This is a genomic window from Streptomyces sp. NPDC102258 (assembly GCF_055584685.1).
In genome coordinates, this window is record NZ_JBVJLO010000001.1 from 239,553 (window position 1) to 257,469 (window position 17,917).

Here is a 17,917-nt window from a genome sequence, read left to right on the forward strand (position 1 = left end):
GCCGGCCGGGGCCCCGGCCCGGCGGCCCGCGTCAGACGCGCTGGGCGCGGTGCAGGAGCGTCCGCAGCCCGTGGGCGCGCAGCGCCGCGCGGGCGGCGTTCGCGCCCGGCGCGCCGTGCACGCCGCCGCCGGGATGGGCGGCGGCGGAGGCGAGGTACAGGCCCCGGACGGGGGTCTCGGGCCGGCCGGTGCCGGGGGTCGGGCGGAAGACCGCCTGTTGGTGCAGGGCGGTGGTGCCGTTGTTGATGGCGCCGTTGTGCAGGTTCTCGTCCAGGGCCTGAAGGGTCGTGGGGGCCAGGATCCGGCGGGCTCCGATCAGCGCGCGAAAGCCCGGCGCGTACCGTTCCACCTGCGCTTCGACCCGGTCGGCCATCGCCTCCCGCTCCCGGGTGTCCCAGCGGCCGGTGATGCCGTCGGGGCCCGCGTCGGCGAGGACGCGCTGCGGGAGGTGGGTGTAGGCCCAGGCGGACTCGGTGCCCGCGGGCGAGCGGCTGGGGTCCGCGGTGGTCATCTGGCCGAACAGGGCGAACGGCTCGTCGGGTACGTGGCCCACGGCGAGCTGCGCCGCGAACCGGGTCAGTCCGTCGACCCCGTCGGCCACATGGACCGTGCCCGCTCCGGCCGCCTGGGGGGCCGTCCAGGGCACCGGGCCGGTCAGCGCCCAGTCCACCTTGAAGGTGGCGAAGTCCCACTGGAAGCGGTCCAGGTCCCGCACGAGACGGGCGGGCAGGTGCTCCTCGCCGACGAGTTCCCGGTACAGGGCCGGCGCCGAGGTGTCGGCGAGCACGGCCCGGCGGGCGCCGACGCTCTCCCCGCCCGCCGTCCTGACCCCCACGGCGACGCCGCCCCGCACCACGACGGACGCGACGCGCTCCCCGCAGCGCAGGACGCCCCCGCGAGCGCGCAGGCGCCGTACGAGTGCTTCGGTGAGGGCGCTGGAGCCGCCGACCGGGACCGGGAAGCCGTGACTCTGGCCGAGCATCGACATCAGCCAGCCGAAGCCGCCGCTGCCGGCGGCCTCGGGCGCCAGGTCGGCGTGCAGGGCGTTGCCGGCCAGCAGCAGCCGGCCGCCCTCCCCGGCGAACTCCTCCTCGCCGAGGCGGCGTACGGGCAGGGCCAGCTTGCGGGCGAGCCGCAGCCCGCCCGCGGTCCGCAGCCGCGCCGCGAGGCGCAGCCCGGACCGTACCGGCGGGAACGGGGTGAACAGCGCCTTCACCAGGTCCGGCCCGATCCGGGTCCAGGTGTCGTACATGGCCCGCCAGGCGTCCGCGTCGGCCGCCGCGAAGCCGGCCAGACCGGCCGCGGTCTCCTCCGCCCGGCGCTCCAGGACGGCGCACCGGCCGTCCTGGAGGGGGTGGGCGAGGACGCGCGGGGCGTGACTCCACCGCAGTCCCTCGGCGGCCAGGTCGAGCGCGGCGAGGACCGGGGAGGCGGCGGCCAGCGGGTAGAAGGCGCTGAAGACGTCCGAGACGTAGTCGGGGTGCACGCCGCGGTCGCTGCGTACGGCGCCGCCGGGCTCGGGCTGCGCCTCCAGCACCTGGACGCTCCAGCCCGCGTCGGCCAGCAGGTTCGCGGCCACCAGCCCGTTGGGGCCGGCGCCGATCACCACCGCGTCAGGCACGGCGTGCCCCGGCGCGCTCCCGTTCCACGAGTTTGGCCAGCCGGGCGAGCATGCCCCGGTGGCGGAGCTGGAGCAGCACCTCGGTGGCGGGGTTGTGCAGGGCGCCGCCGATGCCGCGCAGCGGGTGCTCGTCGCAGACCACGAGCGTTTCGTCGCCCCAGGGCCGCAGCTGGAGGAAGATCCGCGCCGTGCCGAGGCCCTTGGCGTGGGCTTCGAGCTCCAGTTCCCGGCCGGGCTCGTTGTGGCGGACGGTGGTCGCGCTCTCGGCCGTCCAGGGCCCCAGCCGCACCGTGTAGCGCAGCCGCGAGCCGACGGTGGGCCAGTGCGGGTCGAGGGGCTTGGACTCCGAGGGGCCCACGACCCACTCCCCGTACCGCGTCGGGTCGGCCAGTACGGCCCACACCTCGTGCGGGGGGCGCCGGATCAGCTGGTGACGAACGGCCATGGGAACCTCTCCTGCCGCGGATGCGTGGACGGGCGGACGGTGGACGGACGGACCGGCGCGCGGCCCGGGGCGGCCCGGCGGGGCCGGCGGGCGCCGGCGGCGCCGGCTACTGCTTGGCGCTGGGCACCGCGAGGGGCTCGCGGGGAGCCGTCTTCTTCGCCGCCTCCATCTCCTCGCCGAGCTCGGTGAGGCGGTTGCGTCCCATGGCCTTGCGGACGTCCGGGAACCACTCCTTCTCCTCCTCCTCGACGTGGTGGCGCACGTTCTCCATCAGGACGGACATCTTGGCGTCGAAGCGCTCGTCCGCCGGGTCGAGGTCCTTGAGCTCGGACAGCATCCACAGCACGACGTGGTGTTCCTCGACGCTCTCCAGGACGTGGTCCTTGGTGTCGGGAGCCGCTTCACGGGCCGCGGGGTAGAAGATCTTCTCCTCGATCCAGGTGTGGGTGATGAGTTCCCTGATCACCTGGTCCGCGATCTCACGCTTCTCGGCGTGGTCGGACTCACCCGCCTTCTCGAACCGCTTGAAGAGCTTCTCCACCGTCTTGTGGTCTTCCTTGAGCAGCACGATCCCGTCCACAGCGCTTCCTCACCGTCGCTCCGCCTGAAGGCGGCCGGTGCCGCCCCGCAGGCGTGTACCCCGACGATGCGACGGCAGACGGGAGCGTGCCGCGATTACCCCGGACGGACGAAAGCGGCTGGTCATCCGTCCGCCGGTGCCGGTGCCGGTGGGCCGCCGCGTCACTGCGCCTTGGCGTCCCCCGGGGGGTCCTGCGGGTCGACGCCGGTCACGGCCGACGCGTCCCGGGTGCCGCTGGGGCGCCGGGAGCGGCCCTTCGGGCCGGTGTCGTGCATGCCGTCCTCCTGGCCGCCCTTGCTCTGCTGCTCGCCGCGCGCGCTCGTGCTCTTCGCGGGCCTGCCGTGCGGATTGCCCGACTCCTCCTTGGACACCCGGCGGCCCGGGCCCTTCTCCGGCGCGTACTCGTCGGCGTGGAACGAGCGGTGCGCGCTCGGATTGTCCTGCTGACGGGTCGCGTCCACATCGGGCGACCAGCCGTGCTGCTCGGTGCCCTGGTGCGGACTGGGACCTTCTCCGTGCCGCGGCTGGGACGGTTTCGGCTGCTTGGCCATGGCTGTACTCGCCGCCTCTCGGGCGTCGCGCTCGCGGCCCCCGCTTCTCCTCCAGGGGGAGAACCACCTCCAGGGTAGGCACGATCGCGCCCGCGCGCTCCGGGGCGCCGCGGCCCGGCGCCGCCCGCGGGCATATCCGCCGGCGGCCCGGCGCCTCCCGCGGGTGTCCGCCGGGCCTACCGGGGTAGCCGCAGGGGGTGACACCGGTACGCGCCCGGTACGCCTGCGGGCGCCGGCCGGTCGCGGGCAGCGGCACACCGCACACCGGGAGGACGCATGGCACACGCCGGACACCGGAGGCCGTTGGACGGCCGCGTCGCCGTGGTGACCGGCGCCGCGCGCGGGCTGGGCGCCGCCACGGCCCGGGAACTCGACCGCAGGGGCGCCCGGGTGGCCCTGCTGGGGCTGGAACCGGAGCTGCTGGCCGGAGTCGCCCGCTCCCTGCACCACGACGCCGCCTGGTGGGAGGCCGACGTCACCGACGACGCGGCGATGGCGGACACGGCCGCACGGGTGACCGACCGGCTCGGCCCCGCTTCGGTGGTGGTCGCCAACGCCGGTATCGCCGAAGGCGGCCCCTTCGCCGGCTCCGACCCCGCCACCTGGCGGCGCGTCATCGAGGTCAACCTCATCGGCAGCGCCGTGACCGCCCGCTCCTTCCTTCCCGCGCTGCTCCGCACGGGCGGCCACTACCTCCAGGTCACCTCGCTGGCCGCGATGGGCACCTCCCCGCTGATGAGCGCCTACTGCGCCTCCAAGGCGGGAGCCGAGTCCCTCGCCCACGCGCTGCGCGCCGAACTCGCCCACGAAGGCGTCGGGGTGGGCATCGCGTATCTCAACTGGATCGACACCGACATGACCCGCGACGCCGACGCGTACGCCGTCCTGCGCGAACTGCGCGCCCACATGCCCCCGCCCGCCCGCAAGGTCTACCCGGCCGACCACGTGGCCGCACGCCTGGTCACCGCCGTCGAACACCGCAGGGCCGCCGTCTACGTACCCTCCTGGCTGCGGGCCGTCCAGCCGGTGCGGGCGTTCCTGCCCCCGCTGGTGACCCGCGTCGCGCGCACCGAACTGCCGCGGCTCGCCCGGACGGCCCCCTTCGAGGCCACGGGCGTGCTGGGCGCCGGCGGCCGTGCGGACGAGGACGCCCACGAGGACCGGTGAGCTCACCCGGTCGGGCGTGCCGTCCGTTTTCCGCCCGCTCCGCCGGGCAGACGCCGCACCATGGACCAGTCGAAGACCCCCGTACTTGACGCGCTGGCCGCCTACCACGAAAGCGGCCAGACCCCGTTCACGCCCCCCGGACACAAACAGGGCCGAGGCGCCGACCCCCGGGTGCGGGCCGTGCTCGGCGACGCGGTGTTCCGGTCCGACGTGCTCGCCACCAGCGGCCTGGACGACCGTACGTCCTCCCACGGGATCATCGAGGAGGCGCAGGCGCTGATGGCCGAGGCCGTCGGCGCCGACCACGCGTTCTTCTCCACCTGCGGGAGTTCCCTGTCGGTGAAGTCCGCCATGCTGTCCGTCGCCGGGCCGCACGAGAAGCTGCTGGTCGGCCGGGACGCGCACAAGTCGGTCGTCTCCGGTCTGATCCTGTCCGGCATCCGGCCCGTCTGGGTGGACCCGCAGTGGGACGCGGAGCGCCACATCGCGCACCCGCCGTCCGCCGAGGACTTCGAAGCGGCCTTCGCCGCGCACCCCGACGCCCGCGGCGCGCTGGTGACCACCCCGACCCCGTACGGCACCTGCTCGGACCTCGCCGCCATCGCCGAGGTGTGCCACGCGCGCGGCAAGCCCCTCGTCGTCGACGAGGCCTGGGGTGCCCACCTGCCCTTCCACCCCGGCCTGCCCACCTGGGCCATGGACGCCGGGGCCGACGTCTGCGTCACCTCCGTCCACAAGATGGGCTCCGGTCTGGAACAGAGCTCGGTCTTCCACCTCCAGGGCGACCTGGTGAAACCGGAGGTGCTCAAGAGCCGCGAGGACCTGCTCGGCACGACCAGCCCCTCCGTCCTGGTGTACGCGGCCCTGGACGGCTGGCGCCGGCAGATGGTGGAACACGGCAAGGCGCTCTACGACGACGCGCTCGAACTCGCCCGGGGCCTGCGCGAGCGGATCTCCCGGATCGACGGCATGCACGTGCACGACCGCGAGGACTTCTGCGGCCCCGGCAAGGCGGCCGACATGGACCCCCTCCAGATCATCATCGACATCAGCGCCTGGGAGGTCACCGGCTACCGGGCGGCCGACTGGCTGCGCCGCCACCACCGGATCAACCTGCACCTCGCCGACCACCGCCGCATCAGCGCCCAGCTCACCCACGCCGACGACGCGCGGTCGGCCGACATCCTCGTGGCGGCCCTGACCGACCTCGCCGCCCACGTGGGTGAACTGCGTACGGGACAGCCCGTGGAGGTGCCGTCGCCGGCCGGACTGCGGCTCGAACAGGCGGCGCTGCCCCGTGACGCCTTCTTCGGCCCGGTCGAACAGGTCCCCTGGCAGAAGGCGGCCGGGCGGATCGCCGCCGAGATGCTCACCCCGTACCCGCCGGGCATCCCGGCGGCGCTGCCCGGCGAACGCCTCACCGACGACGTGCTGCGCTACCTCCGCTCGGGGGTCGACGCGGGCATGGTCGTCCCCGACGCGGCCGACACGAAGGTCATGAGCGTCCGGGTGTACGTCGAGAACGACCGGTCCGCCGCCGACGCGTGACCAGGGAGTCCACCCCCGTGCGGCGGATAGGCGCCGTGCGGCCCCGCGCCCCGCCGTCACCGGGTGAGAACCACACCGAAGGGTTTGCCACGCCGACGTGCCCGGTCATGATGCCCGGGCCTTCTCCGAACTGTCCCCTGGGAGGGATGATGACCCCACAGCACAGCGACACCGCCCCCGAGCCGGGCGACGACGGCCTCCCGGGCAAGCCCGGCCCGGTGTCCCCGCCGGTCGCCGAGCCGACGCGGCCCACCGATCCGCTTCCCCCGAAGGCGGACCAGAGCGGCCCGGAGACCGTCAGCCCGACCGGCCAGGCCACCGGCGCCGACCAGGCGCGCACGGCGCAGAGCGGCGCCTACCTGACGACGGCCCAGGGCACCCGGCTCTACGACAGCGACCACTCCCTGAAGGCGGGTGCGCGCGGGCCGGTCCTGCTCCAGGACCACCACCTGCGCGAGAAGATCACGCACTTCGACCACGAGCGGATCCCGGAGCGCGTCGTGCACGCGCGCGGCGCCGCCGCCCACGGCGTCTTCCAGGGCTACGGCACGGCGGGGGAGGTGACCCGGGCGGCGTTCCTGGCGAAGGACGCGGAGACGCCGGTGTTCGTACGGTTCTCCACCGTCCTCGGCTCGCGCGGATCGGCCGACACGGTGCGCGACACCCGCGGGTTCGCCACGAAGTTCTACACCGACGAGGGCACCTTCGACCTCGTCGGGAACAACATCCCGGTGTTCTTCATCCAGGACGCCATCAAGTTCCCCGACGTCATCCACGCGGGCAAGCCGCATCCGGACCGGGAGATCCCGCAGGCCCAGAGCGCCCACGACACGTTCTGGGACTTCGTCTCCCTGCACACGGAGGCCACCCACCACACCCTGTGGAACATGTCCGACCGGGGCATCCCGCGCTCCTACCGGATGATGGAGGGCTTCGGCGTCCACACCTTCCGCCTGGTCAACGCGGCCGGCGACACGGTACTTGTGAAGTTCCACTGGAAGCCGAAGCTGGGCGTGCACTCCCTGGTCTGGGAGGAAGCGCAGCTCATCGGCGGCATGGACCCCGACTTCCACCGGCGCGACCTCTTCGACGCCATCGAATCGGGCGCCTTCCCGCAGTGGGAGCTGGGCATCCAGGTCTTCCCCGACACCCCGGAGCAGACCTTCGAGGGGATCGACCTCCTCGACCCCACCAAGATCGTTCCCGAGGAGCTGGCACCCGTCCAGCCCATCGGACTGATGACCCTTAACGCCAACACCAAGAACTACTTCGCCGAGACCGAGCAGGTCGCCTTCCACCCCGGCCATCTGGTCCCCGGCATCGAACCCACCGACGACCCGCTGCTCGCGGGACGGCTGTTCTCCTACCTCGACACCCAGATCAGCCGGCTCGGCGGCCCGAACTTCGGCCAGATCCCGATCAACCGGCCGCACGCCCCCGTCAACGACATGCTCCGCGACGGCATGCACCAGACCGCCGTGCACACCGGCGTCGCCCCCTACCGGCCCAACAGCCTCGACGGGGGCTGCCCCTTCCTCGCCGGCGCCGACGCGGGCGCCTACATCGAGGCGCCGGTCACCGTGCCGGAGGCGAGCAAGGTCCGCGAGGCCCCCGCCTCCTTCGCGGACCACTTCAGCCAGCCGCGGCTCTTCTGGCTCAGCATGACCCCGCCCGAGCGGGAACACATCGTCGCCGCCTACACCTTCGAACTGAACAAGTGCTTCGAGCAGGCGATCAAGGAACGCACCCTCCAGGTGCTGGCGAACATCGACCCGCAGCTGTGCGAGCAGGTCGCCGCCGGCCTGGGACTGCCGGTCCCGGCCTCCACCGTGCCGCTCGCCGAGGCCGACCCGAGCCCCGCCCTGTCCCAGATCGGCGAGACCTGGCCCACCGACGGCCGGGTGATCGGCATCGTCGCCGACGCGAGCGCCGACCTGGACGGCGTACGGGCCGCCCGCCAGGCCGCTCTCGACGGCGGCATGGTGCCGCTCGTCATCGCCCCGGCCGGCGGCACGATCGACTCCGACGGCGAACCCGTGGCCGTCCAGCGGACCTTCGCCACCGCCCGCTCCGTCGAGTTCGACGCCCTGCTGTTCGCCGGCGCTCCCGCGCCCGGCGCGGACGCCTACGGGGCTCGGGACGCCAAGGCCGGGGACCCCGCGGCACCAGGGGCCGACCCCCGCGTCCTGCTGCTGCTCACCGAGGCCTACCGGCACGGCAAGGCCGTCGGCGGCTGGGGCGAGGGCCCGGCGCTCCTGGAGACCGCCGGGATCGCCGCGGACGCCCCCGGCGTCATCACCGGCGAGAGCGGTGCGGCGGCCGTGGCGGCCGTCGCCGAGGCGCTGGCCCGGCACCGGGCCTGGGACAGGTTCCCGCCCGCCGTGTGACCCGGCCCGGGCGCCGCGCTCCCTCCGCGACCGGCGGAAGGGGCGCGGCGCCCGCGTGCCCCGCGTGTCTTCGGGCGTCCGCCGCCCGCATGACGTACACAGGCGGGACGAGGCCCGGCCGGACGAGGGTGGGCGGCCGGGCGTGCGCACGTTCCCTACGGTGTGAGGTTCAGCATGGTGACGTCGACCGAACCGGTCGCCCCAATTCCGGTGGCGGGCCGCACGCCCGGCATGGTGCTCCTCTCCTGGATCACGACGACCGACCACAAGAAGATCGGCCACCTGTACCTGATCGCCTCGTTCCTCTTCTTCGTCCTCGCCGGGATCATGGCCCTGGTGATCCGCGCGGAGCTGGCGCGGCCGGGCATGCAGATCGTCTCCCAGGAGCAGTACAACCAGCTCTTCTCGCTGCACGGCACGATCATGCTGCTCTTCTTCGCCACGCCGACGTTCGCCGGGTTCTCCAACGCGATCATGCCGCTGCAGATCGGCGCGCCCGACGTTGCCTTCCCCCGTCTGAACATGCTGTCGTTCTGGCTGTTCCTCTTCGGCGGTCTCATCGTGGTGGGCAGCCTGCTGACCCCGCAGGGCGGAGCCGACTTCGGCTGGACCGCCTACACCCCGCTCAGCGGCAGCCAGCGGACCCCGTCCATCGGCGGCGACATGTGGATCATGGGGCTGGCGCTGTCCGGCTTCGGCACGATCCTCGGCGCCGTCAACTTCGTCACCACGATCGTCTGCATGCGGGCGCCCGGGATGACGATGTTCCGCATGCCGATCTTCACCTGGAACGTCCTGCTGACCTCGGTCCTGGTCCTCTTCGCGTTCCCCGTGCTGGCCGCCGCGCTGCTCGTGCTGGAGGCGGACCGCAAGTTCGGCGCCCACGTCTTCGACCCGGCGAACGGCGGCCCGCTGCTGTGGCAGCACCTCTTCTGGTTCTTCGGCCACCCCGAGGTGTACATCATCGCCCTGCCGTTCTTCGGCATCATCACCGAGATCCTCCCGGTGTTCTCCCGCAAGCCGATCTTCGGCTACATCGGCCTGATCGCGGCGACCCTGGCGATCGCGGGCCTCTCCCTCACCGTGTGGGCGCACCACATGTTCGCCACCGGCGCGGTCCTGCTGCCGTTCTTCTCGTTCATGACGTTCCTGATCGCCGTGCCGACCGGGGTGAAGTTCTTCAACTGGATCGGCACGATGTGGCAAGGGTCGGTGTCCTTCGAGACGCCGATGCTCTGGTCGGTCGGCTTCCTCGTCACGTTCCTGTTCGGCGGACTGACCGGCATCATCCTCGCCTCGCCGCCGATGGACTTCCACGTCACCGACTCGTACTTCGTCGTGGCCCACTTCCACTACGTCGTCTTCGGCACCGTCGTCTTCGCGATGTTCGCCGGCTTCTACTTCTGGTGGCCCAAGATGACCGGCACCCTGCTCGACGAACGGCTCGGCAGGATCCACTTCTGGACGCTGTTCACCGGCTTCCACACCACCTTCCTCGTCCAGCACTGGCTCGGCGCCGAGGGCATGCCCCGCCGGTACGCCGACTACCTGGCCGCCGACGGCTTCACCGCCCTCAACACCGTCTCCTCCATCGGCGCCTTCCTGCTCGGCCTGTCGACCCTGCCCTTCTTCTACAACGTCTGGAAGACCGCGAAGACCGCTCCCCGGGTGACGGTGGAGGACCCGTGGGGCTTCGGCCGCTCGCTGGAGTGGGCGACCTCCTGCCCGCCGCCCCGGCACAACTTCGTCGCGCTCCCGCGGATCCGCTCCGAATCCCCGGCCTTCGACCTCCACCACCCCGAGGTCGCCGCCCTGGACCAGACCGACGAGGAGGGCAAGCGCGACGTCATCGACCACTCCGGCGCCCGCAAGGAGCCCGGCGGGTCCGGCTGAGGCCGGGGCCGGCCCGGACGCGCTCAGGACGGGGGATGCCATTCGATCAGCAGGATGGTCGCGTCGTCGCTGAGCCGGTGCTGCTGGTGGGCCAGCAGGTTCTGCAGGAGCCGGCGCAGCGCCTCGGGCGCGGAGTCGCCCGAGGCGGTGGCGCGGATGACGAAGTCGGCGAGGCGTTCCTCGCCGAAGAGGGCCCCGTCGGGGGAGCGGGCCTCGGTGATGCCGTCGCTGTACAACAGGACGCGATCGCCGGGCTGGAGGCGTACGTGTTCCCGGGCCGGCGGAACGGGCGTGTGGTACCCGAAGCCGAGGGGGAGGTGCGCGGGGCGTTCGAGGGCGCGGTGCAGGACGTGGCCGTCGCGGATGAGCAGCGGCGGCGGGTGCGCGCAGTTGATCCAGGCGAAGTCCCCGTGGACGGTGTCGAGTTCGGCGATGACGGCGGTCATGAGCCGGTCGGGGATCCACTGCACCAGCGTGCGGTCGATGGTGGCGATGATGTCGGTCAGGTCGCCGCCGGCGCGGCGGGTGGAGCGGCAGGCGGCCAGTCCGGCGGAACTGGCCCCGCCGGAGGCGAGGTCGTGCCCCATCGCGTCGAGCAGCGTCAGGTGCAGGACCCCGTCGATGAAGGTGTGGTCGAAGGCGTCGCCCCCGATGTCGTACGCCGGTTCCAGCACGGCGGAGGAGGTGGCCCGGTCCGTGCCGATGGTCCGGGGCGGCAGGAACGCCCACAGCAGCTCCGCCTGGAGCGTCATCGGCCTGGTCCGCTCGCGCTGGACGAGCAGGTCGTGATGGGAGGACTTGGAGGCCACCAGCAGCGCGGCCAGACTCGCCAGCGCCCGGCCCGCGGCCATCACGTCGGTGTCCGCGGGGCCGCCGGTGACCTGGAGCACCCCGATCCGCTCGATCCCGTCGACCATCGGGAACCAGGTGGTGTCCTCACCGCGCGCCGACTGGATCTGCTGGGTGCGGTAGGCCAGACCGCCGAGGGACGCGTCGATGCCGAAGCCGGACCGTTCCCCCTCCGCGAGGTCGGGCTGGGGCAGCGGGATCAGCCGCTGCTGCTGGAGGTCGGCCAGGTAGAGGCGGGTCCGGGCCACGCCGAGGCGGCCCGCGGCCTCGGCGATCAGGCCGGCCAGCCGCTCGGCCGACGCGTCGTGGGACCGTTCGAGCACCCAGGCCAGTACGGACTCCAGTCCGTCCGGGGCCGTCGGGGCCGCCTCGTACGAGGTCATGGCCGGCCCCCTTCCTGACGAGCCACGCGCCCCCCGGTCCTGACCGGACGATCCGCTGCCCCCATCCTCGTCCCCCTCCGCCCGCGCCGCGACGCGTGGCGCGGCGCCCGGCCTACGCCGCCGCCCGCAGTTCCCGTCGTGCGACCACCCGAAACGGGTTCGGCGGGCGGCCCGTGAGGCGCCGGACGGTGTCGGTGACCCGGTCCTCGGCCCCCTCGGCGATGGCCCGGTCCAGACCGGCCAGCAGGGCGGCGAACTCCGCCGGTATCACCGCGGCCAGCCGGTCGCGCAGCTCCTCGTGGGTCAGCCGGTGGTGAGCCACGCGGCGGCCGGTGACCTCGGTGAGGACCTCGGCGACCTCGTCGTGGCCGAGCGCCTGCGGCCCGGTCAGGACCAGGCCGTCGTCGGGCGCCCGGTCGTCCGTCAGGGCGCGTACGGCGACGGCCGCGATGTCGTCGGCGTCGACGAACGCGACCCGGCCGGAGCCCGCCGCCGTCCGGATGACCCCTTCGGTACGGATGCTGTCGGCGTGGGCGTGCGCGCCGGTGAAGTTCTGCATGAACCAGGAGGGCCGCAGGACGGCCCACTCGTCGAACAGGCCGGGCAGGGCCGCGTGCACCGCCCCCACCGCCGGACCGCCCTCGGGGATGGCCGAGGAGGAGAGGAGCACGGCGCGGCGCACCCCGCCGGCCCGGGCCCGCCGCAGGAAGGGCAGCATGGCCGCGGCCGGGTCCGGGTCGCCGACGGGCGGGACCAGGTAGACGCGGTCGGCGCCGTCGAGAGCGCCGGCGAAGGTGGCCGGGTCGTACCAGTCGAAGCGGACCGGTGCCGTGCCCGGCAGCGCGGTCGCGGCCCGGCTCGCGGCCTTGACGCGGTGGCCCGCGGCGACGAGCCGTGCTGCGGTCCGGCCGCCGGTGGTGCCGGTGGCGCCGATGACCAGGATGGCGGGGGCGGCCGGGGCGGCCTGGGGGCCCGGGGTGGCCGTCATCGGGCGGCGCTCCCCGTGAAGTCCGTCCCGGGCAGCTGGACCGCGAGGGGGTTCCAGTAATCGCGGTAGGAGGTGAAGCGGCCGTCGCGGACGGACACGACGGCGACGTAGGTCATGTCGAAGGGGCTGTCCGTCGCGACCAGGCGGCCCACACCGCGCATCTCGACCACGATGACGGCCGGGTCGGTGCTCTCGTGGATCCGCACCTCGGGGAAGTCACGCAGGTCGATGTGGTCGGGATAGTCCCGCATGTAGGCGCCGATGGCCTCGCGGCCCTCCAGCCGCCCGGGCCAGCCCGGGGGAGCGAAGGGGAACTCCATCACACCGTCGTCGGCCCACAGGCCGACCCAGCCCGGGATGTCCTTGGCCAGGAGCAGGCGCAGGCCGTGGCGGTACAGCTCCGCCGGTGAGGTGGTGGTGGCAGGGGGCATGAGGAACTCCGTCCCGTACGATACGGACCAGTGGTCCGCTTGTGTCGGGAACGATACGGACCGCCGGTCCGTATCGCAACCGGAGGCAGCCGATGACCGAACGCAGTCCGCGCAAGGACGCCGCCCGTAACCGGGCGGCCGTCTTCGCCGCCGCCGACGCCCTCTTCGCCCACTGCCGCAGCCCCGAGGACGTGACGATGGCCGACATCGCGGCGGCGGCCGGCGTCGGCAAGGGAACGCTCTTCCGCGCGTTCGGCGACCGCACCGGGCTGATCGGCGCGCTGTACGAGGCGCGGCTCGAACCGGTCCGGGCCGCCGTCGAGGACGGTCCGCCGCCGCTGGGGCCGGCCACCGCGCCGCTGCGGCGGATCCCGGCCCTGCTGGACGCCGTGCTGTGCCTCAAGCTCGACAACCGCCACCTCGCCCTGGCCCTGGAGGGGACCGGCGCGGACAGCCCTTACCGGACGGCCCACTACGAGCGGTGGCACACCCTGCTCCGGGACCTGCTGGAGCAGATCCCGGGCCCGGCCGACACCGCCTTCACCGCCCACGCCCTGCTCGCCGCCACCCGGGCCGACCTCGTCGCCCACCTGGCCGGCGACCAGGGGATGCCCCGCGAGGAACTGCGCGAGCGGCTGGCGGAGTTCACCGTCGGCGTCCTCGACACCCGCATCCGCCGCGGACCGGCCGCCGAAGGGCGGGCGACGGCCTGAACGTCCTCGTCCGCTCATCCGTACGGTTCAACGGTGATCGGCGGGGTAGGCGACGGGCCTGATCGTCCGCTGGAGAAAGGCTCCCACCCATGCTGATGGCGCACCCGGCCGTGCTCCCCGGCCTCGTCGACCGCTACTGGGCGCTGTCCGTCCTCGACGCCACGGGCGAGGATTCCCCCGTGCGCAAGGAACTGGAGGACGTCGAACGGGCCCTGTGCGTGGCCACCGGCACCACGGACGTGCACGCCGCCCTGATCGCCGCCCGCCACCAGCTGCCCGGAGCGGGTGCCCTCGACGATTCGGTACTCGCCGTCGGCTGACCGCGCCGACCCGCCCGCCGCCGCCCCGGGAAGCCCGGGGCGGCGGCCACCCGTTCGGGCGCCGAGCGGGTGCCGGGGCGGGCGGTGCGACGGAGGCTGGTCCGGGGTCCGCCGAGCCGGCCCCGGCGGCCGTGGAGCAGGCGACCGGAGGAGCAGCGGTGACTGAGACGGGCCCGTTCGTCGTATTCGCGAATTTCCTCTCCGACCTGGCGGTGGACCTCGACGAGAGCCTGATCCTCGCCACCTGGGCCCAGCAGGCGCCCCGGAAGGCCTGGCTGCTGCGGCCCGGGGACGTGTTCATCACCCCCGTGCCGCTGAGCCCGCAGTTCCTGCGGTACGTGTTCGGCCTGACGGGCGTGCCCCCCGGGACGGTGGCCGTCGTGGAGGTCCCCCCGGCCGGCGCCGTCCCGCTGGCCCGGGCGGTGCGCGAGGCCGGGCTCACCGAGCACGTCCGGGCCCTCGTCGCGGACCGGGGCGCGGCCCTGCTGCCCACCGCGCTGGACGCCTCGGCGCTCGCCTTCGCCCGGGACACCGGCCTCGCGGTCCACCCGTATCCCAGCGTGGAAGCGGCCGAGGCCGCCCTGAAGACGACCATGCTGCTCAATACCAAGACCGGCTTCCGCGAGACGGCCGGCCGGCTGGGCATGCGGCTGCCGGCGGGCCGGACGTGCCGGCGCGGCGAAGCCGAGGACGTCACGCGCGCACTCCTGCGGGACCACCTGCGTGTCGTCGTGAAACCCGACCGCTCGGCGGGCGGGCACGGGATGCGGTTCGTCTCCCGCGACGACCTCAGGGGCGGGGCGGCCCTGCCCCTCGACACGGTCGGGGGGCCCGAGGGGCTGTGGGTGGTGGAGGAGTGCCTCGACGTCGCCGCCTCGGTCAGCGTCCAGCTGGAGGTGACCGCCGCCCGGCCCCGCGTGCTGTTCAGCGGGGCGATGCGTACGGTCCGGGGCTCCTTCACCGGGTACGTCTCCCCGCTGCCGCCGTCCTGCGCGCACGTGGCCGGCGAACTGGAGGAGTGGGGGAGCGCCCTCGGGCGCCACCTCGCGGACCACGGCTACGCCGGGCCGTTCTCCGTCGACGCGCTGGTGGACGCGGACGGCGTCGCCTACGCGAGCGAGAGCAACATCCGCCGTACGGCCACCACCACACCCCACGCGATGGTCGCCCGGCTGACCGCGCACTCGCCCGTCGCGCGGCCCGCGTGGTCGGTGGCGAAGGGCCTGACCCGGCGGCCCTGGCGCTTCGAGGACGCGCTGGCCCGGCTGCGCGCCTCCCGCCTCGCGTTCGACCCGGAGCAGGGCGAGGGCGCGGTCCTCTACGCGGACGAGCCCCCCGACGGCCGCTCCTGGCGGTACGCGGTGGTGGCCCGGGACGCCGGGGACGTGGCGGAACGGGAAGCCGCGGTGGCGCAGGCCCTGGACATGGAGGTGGCCGGTCACCCCTCCTGAGAGGGGTGACCGGCCACCGGGGGATGGACGGACGGCTACCAGCGATACCAGCGGCCGCTACCGCCCGCGGGCCTGGCGACGAAACCGATCAGCCAGAGCACGAGGACGGCGATGGCGACCCACCAGAGGATCTTCACCGCGAAACCCGCGCCGAAGAGGATCAGTGCCAGCAGAAGAACGAGAAGCAGGGGAACCATAGTTATCAACCTCCGAAGCACCGTGTGCCCGGCCGCACCGGGGGCATGCGCATGATCTTTATTTGTTTCTTATTCGCGGATCTGGGCAAGAGAACGCGCCTTCCCACCTGCGACGCCCGCGCGCTTTGTTTGATCCTCCGAAGATCGACGCTCACTCGGGTGAGCCGCTCTGGCCGGGGCAGGCGCAGATCCTCGTCAAGCCCTGCCGGCTCGCTCAGGGGGCCGCAGTGAAACCGGAGGTACGAGTGACCAGTCCTGCTCTGTCCTTGGCCACACTGCCCGGCGGCCTCGTGGCCCTGCCCGGCGTCTACCAGCCCCAGGCGGACACCCGGCTCCTCGCCCAGGCCCTGGCCGACGAGGCCCTCCGGCCCGACGCGGACGTCCTGGAGATCGGCACCGGCACCGGCGCCCTGGCCCTGCGCGCCGCGACCCGGGGCGCCCGGGTCACGGCGGTCGACGTGTCCTGGCCGGCGGTCGCCACCGCCCGGCTGAACGCCTGGATGCACCGGCTCCCGCTGCGCGTGCTGCACGGTGACTTCGAGGAGCGCACCGCGGGGCGCCGCTTCGACCTGGTGCTCTCGAACCCGCCCTACGTCCCCGCCCCGAGCGGCAGGCCGCCCTCGCGCGGACCGGAGCGGGCCTGGGACGCGGGATTCGACGGGCGCGCCGTCATCGACCGGATCTGCGCCGGGGCCCCGGCCCTGCTGCGGACCGGCGGCGTCCTGCTCATGGTGCACTCGGGCATGTGCGGTACGCGGGAGACGCTCGACCGGCTGACCGGGGCGGGACTGGCCGCCGAGGTCGCCGCGAAGGCCTCCGTGCCGTGGGGGCCGGTCCTGCGGTCGCGGCGGTCCTGGCTGGAGCAGCGGGGGCTGGCGGCCGAGGCCGAGGAGTGGGAAGAGCTGGTGGTGGTCCGTGCCCAGCGCCCCTGAACCCGCCCGGCGCCCGGACATCCGGTGCTCTGACGCCCCCCGCCCGGACGCCCCGCGCGCTGACGCCCCCCGCCCGGACGCCCCGCGCGCTGACGCCCCGCGCCCGGACACCCCGGGCCCGGACGCGGCGCACGCGGGCGCCCGGCGGGTGGCCGTCGAGCCGCAGGGGCCCGTCCTGGTGGAGGGGCCGGTCGAGATCGTCCTGGACGACGGCACGGTCGCCCGGTCCGACCGCTTCATGACCGCCCTGTGCACCTGCCGACGCAGCCGCATCTACCCGTGGTGCGACACCAGCCACCGCCGCCGCGAACGGCCGGCGCCCCCGACCGAGGACAGGAACCCGTCATGACCCCTCCCACCCCGCCCGGTACCGCGGTCGCCGTCGCCCCCCGCTCCCGCCCCCGCCTCGTCGAGGGCCGGGGCGAGCTGTCCGACGCCGTGGTACGGGCCCTGCGGTCGGGCACCGCGCCCCGGTACGCGCCCGGCGCCGTACTGAAGGCGGATCCGTGGGGCGAGGACCTCCAGCTCGCCCTGTACCTGCTGTACGAACCGCACTACCGCGGCTTCGACGGCGTGGACGACGCCCGGGAGTGGGACCCGGACCTGCTGCGCCTGCGCCAGGCCCTGGAAACCCGCTTCCTGCACGCCCTGCGCGCCGAGGTGGCCGACGCGCCCCGGACCGTCGACGAGGCCTTCGCGCCGCTGCTCCTCGAACCGGTGGACCTTTCCGACAGCCTCAGCCACACGCTCGAAACCGAGGGTGAGCTCTGGCAGCTGCGCGAGTACGCGGCCCTGCGCTCCCTCTACCACCTGAAGGAGGCCGACCCGCACGTCTGGGTCGTCCCGCGGCTCACCGGCCGGGCCAAGGCCGCCATGGTCGCCATCGAGTACGACGAGTTCGGCGCCGGCCGCGCCGAGCGCATCCACGCGCGGCTCTTCGCGGACCTCATGACCGACCTCGGACTGGACCCGGAGTACGGCCGCTACCTCGACCAGGCCACGGCGCCGCTGCTCGCCACCGTGAACCTGATGTCCCTGTTCGGGCTGCACCGCGCGCTGCGCGGAGCGCTCGTCGGGCACTTCGCGTGCGTGGAGGTCACCTCCTCACCGGGCTCCCGCCGCCTGGCCAAGGCGATGCGGCGCTGCGGAGCCGGGCCGGCCGCCGAGCACTTCTACGCCGAGCACGTCGAGGCCGACGCCGTCCACGAGCAGGTCGTACGCCACGAGGTCATCGGCGGCCTCCTGGCCGACGAACCGGACCTGGAGGAGGACGTCGCCTTCGGCTGCGCGGCGACCGTCGCCGTGGAGGACCGCCTCGCGGACCACCTCCGTACGGCCTGGGAAGCGGGCCGCAGCGCCCTGCGCGTCTCGCTGCCCGCGTCCTGACCGCGGAAACCCGGAAGCGGGGTGCCGGACCCGCGGGGCGGGCCCCCCCCGGCAGGCGGGCGGGGGGGCCGGGGA

At 74.0% G+C, this 17,917-nt stretch carries 18 protein-coding genes; 10 read left to right on the forward strand and 8 right to left on the reverse strand.

Going from position 1 to position 17,917, the window contains the following annotated elements; genetic code table 11:
* Nucleotides 1-31 precede the first annotated feature (31 nt).
* The 4 genes from ACZ6ZT_RS01115 to ACZ6ZT_RS01130 form a co-directional block, all read right to left on the reverse strand.
* Nucleotides 32-1,621: a phytoene desaturase family protein gene (locus tag ACZ6ZT_RS01115; protein WP_469714347.1), complete on the reverse strand. Its 1,590-nt coding sequence runs from the start codon at nucleotides 1,619-1,621 to the stop codon at nucleotides 32-34.
* Nucleotides 1,614-2,066, reverse strand: a complete 453-nt coding sequence (locus ACZ6ZT_RS01120; RefSeq protein WP_469714349.1) for an SRPBCC family protein — start codon at nucleotides 2,064-2,066, stop codon at nucleotides 1,614-1,616. Before ACZ6ZT_RS01120 ends, ACZ6ZT_RS01115 begins: the two co-directional genes overlap by 8 nt.
* Nucleotides 2,067-2,172: 106 nt before the next feature.
* A complete protein-coding gene (locus ACZ6ZT_RS01125) occupies nucleotides 2,173-2,646 on the reverse strand; it encodes a hemerythrin domain-containing protein (RefSeq protein ID WP_469714351.1) in 474 nt (157 codons plus the stop codon).
* Between the two features lie 161 nt (nucleotides 2,647-2,807).
* Nucleotides 2,808-3,197 (reverse strand): hypothetical protein, encoded by a 390-nt coding sequence (locus ACZ6ZT_RS01130; protein WP_469714353.1) that lies wholly within the window; start codon nucleotides 3,195-3,197, stop codon nucleotides 2,808-2,810.
* A 276-nt stretch (nucleotides 3,198-3,473) separates the two neighbouring features.
* On the opposite strand from ACZ6ZT_RS01130, the gene ACZ6ZT_RS01135 reads away from it, so the two are divergent.
* The 4 genes from ACZ6ZT_RS01135 (at nucleotide 3,474) to ctaD (ending at nucleotide 10,192) form a co-directional block, all read left to right on the forward strand.
* Nucleotides 3,474-4,364 (forward strand): SDR family oxidoreductase, encoded by an 891-nt coding sequence (locus ACZ6ZT_RS01135; protein WP_469714355.1) that lies wholly within the window; start codon nucleotides 3,474-3,476, stop codon nucleotides 4,362-4,364.
* A gap of 60 nt (nucleotides 4,365-4,424) precedes the next feature.
* The gene (locus ACZ6ZT_RS01140) at nucleotides 4,425-5,912 is read left to right on the forward strand and encodes an aminotransferase class I/II-fold pyridoxal phosphate-dependent enzyme (RefSeq protein ID WP_469714358.1); all 1,488 of its coding nucleotides are present in this window, start codon (nucleotides 4,425-4,427) and stop codon (nucleotides 5,910-5,912) included.
* 149 nt (nucleotides 5,913-6,061) lie between these two features.
* Nucleotides 6,062-8,299, forward strand: coding sequence for a catalase (locus tag ACZ6ZT_RS01145; RefSeq protein WP_469714360.1), 2,238 nt, complete (start codon nucleotides 6,062-6,064; stop codon nucleotides 8,297-8,299).
* A gap of 174 nt (nucleotides 8,300-8,473) precedes the next feature.
* The gene (gene ctaD / locus ACZ6ZT_RS01150; RefSeq protein WP_469714362.1) at nucleotides 8,474-10,192 is read left to right on the forward strand and encodes an aa3-type cytochrome oxidase subunit I; all 1,719 of its coding nucleotides are present in this window, start codon (nucleotides 8,474-8,476) and stop codon (nucleotides 10,190-10,192) included.
* 23 nt (nucleotides 10,193-10,215) lie between these two features.
* Here ctaD and ACZ6ZT_RS01155 read toward each other — a convergent pair whose 3' ends face one another.
* From ACZ6ZT_RS01155 to ACZ6ZT_RS01165, 3 genes are all read right to left on the reverse strand, one after another.
* Nucleotides 10,216-11,424, reverse strand: coding sequence for a PP2C family protein-serine/threonine phosphatase (locus ACZ6ZT_RS01155; RefSeq protein ID WP_469714364.1), 1,209 nt, complete (start codon nucleotides 11,422-11,424; stop codon nucleotides 10,216-10,218).
* 112 nt (nucleotides 11,425-11,536) lie between these two features.
* A complete protein-coding gene (locus ACZ6ZT_RS01160; RefSeq protein WP_469714366.1) occupies nucleotides 11,537-12,412 on the reverse strand; it encodes an NAD(P)H-binding protein in 876 nt (291 codons plus the stop codon).
* The gene (locus tag ACZ6ZT_RS01165; protein WP_469714368.1) at nucleotides 12,409-12,843 is read right to left on the reverse strand and encodes a nuclear transport factor 2 family protein; all 435 of its coding nucleotides are present in this window, start codon (nucleotides 12,841-12,843) and stop codon (nucleotides 12,409-12,411) included. The genes ACZ6ZT_RS01160 and ACZ6ZT_RS01165 overlap by 4 nt, the downstream gene beginning before the upstream one ends.
* Before the next feature lie 92 nt (nucleotides 12,844-12,935).
* Between ACZ6ZT_RS01165 and ACZ6ZT_RS01170 the strand changes: the two genes are divergently transcribed.
* From ACZ6ZT_RS01170 to ACZ6ZT_RS01180, 3 genes are all read left to right on the forward strand, one after another.
* Nucleotides 12,936-13,556 (forward strand): TetR/AcrR family transcriptional regulator, encoded by a 621-nt coding sequence (locus ACZ6ZT_RS01170; protein WP_469714371.1) that lies wholly within the window; start codon nucleotides 12,936-12,938, stop codon nucleotides 13,554-13,556.
* A gap of 89 nt (nucleotides 13,557-13,645) precedes the next feature.
* Nucleotides 13,646-13,876 (forward strand): DUF5133 domain-containing protein, encoded by a 231-nt coding sequence (locus ACZ6ZT_RS01175; protein ID WP_469714374.1) that lies wholly within the window; start codon nucleotides 13,646-13,648, stop codon nucleotides 13,874-13,876.
* Between the two features lie 158 nt (nucleotides 13,877-14,034).
* Nucleotides 14,035-15,327 carry a preATP grasp domain-containing protein gene (locus tag ACZ6ZT_RS01180; protein ID WP_469714376.1) on the forward strand — a complete coding sequence of 431 codons (1,293 nt, stop codon included), beginning with the start codon at nucleotides 14,035-14,037 and terminating at the stop codon, nucleotides 15,325-15,327.
* Between the two features lie 35 nt (nucleotides 15,328-15,362).
* On the opposite strand, the gene ACZ6ZT_RS01185 is transcribed toward ACZ6ZT_RS01180, so the two are convergent.
* Nucleotides 15,363-15,524 carry a hydrophobic protein gene (locus ACZ6ZT_RS01185; RefSeq protein WP_283450242.1) on the reverse strand — a complete coding sequence of 54 codons (162 nt, stop codon included), beginning with the start codon at nucleotides 15,522-15,524 and terminating at the stop codon, nucleotides 15,363-15,365.
* A gap of 245 nt (nucleotides 15,525-15,769) precedes the next feature.
* Here ACZ6ZT_RS01185 and ACZ6ZT_RS01190 point away from each other — a divergent pair, with 245 nt between their 5' ends.
* From ACZ6ZT_RS01190 to ACZ6ZT_RS01200, 3 genes are all read left to right on the forward strand, one after another.
* A complete protein-coding gene (locus ACZ6ZT_RS01190; protein ID WP_469714380.1) occupies nucleotides 15,770-16,456 on the forward strand; it encodes a HemK2/MTQ2 family protein methyltransferase in 687 nt (228 codons plus the stop codon).
* 148 nt (nucleotides 16,457-16,604) lie between these two features.
* Complete coding sequence (locus tag ACZ6ZT_RS01195; RefSeq protein ID WP_469715000.1) at nucleotides 16,605-16,805, forward strand: CDGSH iron-sulfur domain-containing protein; 201 nt, start codon at nucleotides 16,605-16,607, stop codon at nucleotides 16,803-16,805.
* The gene (locus ACZ6ZT_RS01200) at nucleotides 16,802-17,842 is read left to right on the forward strand and encodes an iron-containing redox enzyme family protein (protein WP_469714383.1); all 1,041 of its coding nucleotides are present in this window, start codon (nucleotides 16,802-16,804) and stop codon (nucleotides 17,840-17,842) included. The genes ACZ6ZT_RS01195 and ACZ6ZT_RS01200 overlap by 4 nt, the downstream gene beginning before the upstream one ends.
* Nucleotides 17,843-17,917: the final 75 nt, after the last annotated feature.

Bases quoted from the DNA above. Each gene is read 5' to 3' on its own strand.
- ACZ6ZT_RS01120 (WP_469714349.1), bottom strand. From the start codon at position 2,066: ATGGCCGTTCGTCACCAGCTGATCCGGCGCCCCCCGCACGAGGTGTGG.
- ACZ6ZT_RS01130 (WP_469714353.1), bottom strand. From the start codon at position 3,197: ATGGCCAAGCAGCCGAAACCGTCCCAGCCGCGGCACGGAGAAGGTCCC.
- ACZ6ZT_RS01135 (WP_469714355.1), top strand. From the start codon at position 3,474: ATGGCACACGCCGGACACCGGAGGCCGTTGGACGGCCGCGTCGCCGTG.
- ACZ6ZT_RS01140 (WP_469714358.1), top strand. From the start codon at position 4,425: ATGGACCAGTCGAAGACCCCCGTACTTGACGCGCTGGCCGCCTACCAC.
- ACZ6ZT_RS01145 (WP_469714360.1), top strand. From the start codon at position 6,062: ATGACCCCACAGCACAGCGACACCGCCCCCGAGCCGGGCGACGACGGC.
- ctaD (WP_469714362.1), top strand. From the start codon at position 8,474: ATGGTGACGTCGACCGAACCGGTCGCCCCAATTCCGGTGGCGGGCCGC.
- ACZ6ZT_RS01155 (WP_469714364.1), bottom strand. From the start codon at position 11,424: ATGACCTCGTACGAGGCGGCCCCGACGGCCCCGGACGGACTGGAGTCC.
- ACZ6ZT_RS01160 (WP_469714366.1), bottom strand. From the start codon at position 12,412: ATGACGGCCACCCCGGGCCCCCAGGCCGCCCCGGCCGCCCCCGCCATC.
- ACZ6ZT_RS01165 (WP_469714368.1), bottom strand. From the start codon at position 12,843: ATGCCCCCTGCCACCACCACCTCACCGGCGGAGCTGTACCGCCACGGC.
- ACZ6ZT_RS01170 (WP_469714371.1), top strand. From the start codon at position 12,936: ATGACCGAACGCAGTCCGCGCAAGGACGCCGCCCGTAACCGGGCGGCC.
- ACZ6ZT_RS01175 (WP_469714374.1), top strand. From the start codon at position 13,646: ATGCTGATGGCGCACCCGGCCGTGCTCCCCGGCCTCGTCGACCGCTAC.
- ACZ6ZT_RS01185 (WP_283450242.1), bottom strand. From the start codon at position 15,524: ATGGTTCCCCTGCTTCTCGTTCTTCTGCTGGCACTGATCCTCTTCGGC.
- ACZ6ZT_RS01200 (WP_469714383.1), top strand. From the start codon at position 16,802: ATGACCCCTCCCACCCCGCCCGGTACCGCGGTCGCCGTCGCCCCCCGC.